Here is a 1,111-nt window from a genome sequence, read left to right on the forward strand (position 1 = left end):
GGAAAGGCGCGGCCCATGCCGTCACCGTCCAGCAGCGGCAGCCCCGTCGCCGCGGCGACCGCAAAGGGAATGGTCGAGTTGAGGCCGCCCGCCTCGATGCAGATCAGGTAGTCGACCTTGGTACCGAGATACGCTTCGAGCGCGGAAAGCGCGGCAGCGGCCTCTTCACCGTTGGGCAGTTTCTCGACCATGACGGTCGGCGCGCCCATCATGCAGACAGGCACGCAAACCGCATCGTCCGGCACTTCCGCCACGTCGGTAACGGTGACCGGGCCGTGCGCGTCCAGCGCGGCCTGCGCCATCAGCTTGCCGATGTAGGGATCACCACCGCCCCCGGTGCCGAGGAAGGCACCGCCAAGGGCGATGGCCTCCATGTCGGCAGAGGATACCGTGAACCCCATCACGCGGTTTCCGCAAGTGGGCGGTAGACCAGTTCCGGGAAGCCGAAGGCCGCGGGGCCGATCACGTCGAGCGCCTGCTGCGTGCGCAAGAGCTCGTGGCAGGGCAGGGCGAGGACCGCGACCCGCTGGCCGTAGCGCAGAACCTCTGTGGTGATCGGCAGGCCGCTATCCAGGTCAAGGACAACCACCAGGTCGGGCACGCAGGCCTGCATCTCTCCGTCGCGGCGGAAGATCAGGAATTCGTTTTGAATGGTGATCTCACCCACGGACCCGCGGCAATCGTCCAGCCCCTCGATGCTGGCCACGCCGACGTTGAAGCCGCGTTCGAAGTGCCGCTTGAGGTCGTTGATCTTGCCCGAGAAGACATGCTTGCCGCCCTCGCGTTCGCAGATCGCCTTGATCGGGTCCTCATGCGCCCGGCGCGCGTCCAGCACCGCCTGGCCAAGGCCGATGGCTTGGGTGTAGCTGTGCGGGATCGCGTGCGCCTTGAAGAAGGCCCCGCTCATCGGGGCCGAGGCCAGAACCGAGGCCCCGCCCTGTGCAATGACACAGGCCCGCGCCATGGTTTCATGCCATTTCTCGGTGATGGCATGTTCAAAGCAGACCGCATTTCCATGCGGGTCGCACATGACCGAGGGCGTCGAATTATGGCCGTAGATCGCATAGGTGGTCATCTGCATCTCGGGAAAGGCGCGGCCCATGCCGTCACC

The 1,111-nt window shown here is 65.9% G+C and carries 2 protein-coding genes; both read right to left on the reverse strand.

Features of this window, described 5'->3' with window-relative positions:
* The coding region (locus tag PVW46_RS14065) for an S-methyl thiohydantoin desulfurase domain-containing protein (RefSeq protein WP_274576299.1) at window positions 1-401 on the reverse strand (401 nt) is incomplete at its 3' end.
* The coding region (locus PVW46_RS14070; protein WP_274576300.1) for an S-methyl thiohydantoin desulfurase family protein at window positions 401-1,111 on the reverse strand (711 nt) is incomplete at its 5' end. The genes PVW46_RS14065 and PVW46_RS14070, both read right to left, overlap by 1 nt.

The organism is Mameliella sp. AT18, assembly GCF_028807275.1.
GTDB lineage: Bacteria > Pseudomonadota > Alphaproteobacteria > Rhodobacterales > Rhodobacteraceae > Antarctobacter > Antarctobacter albus.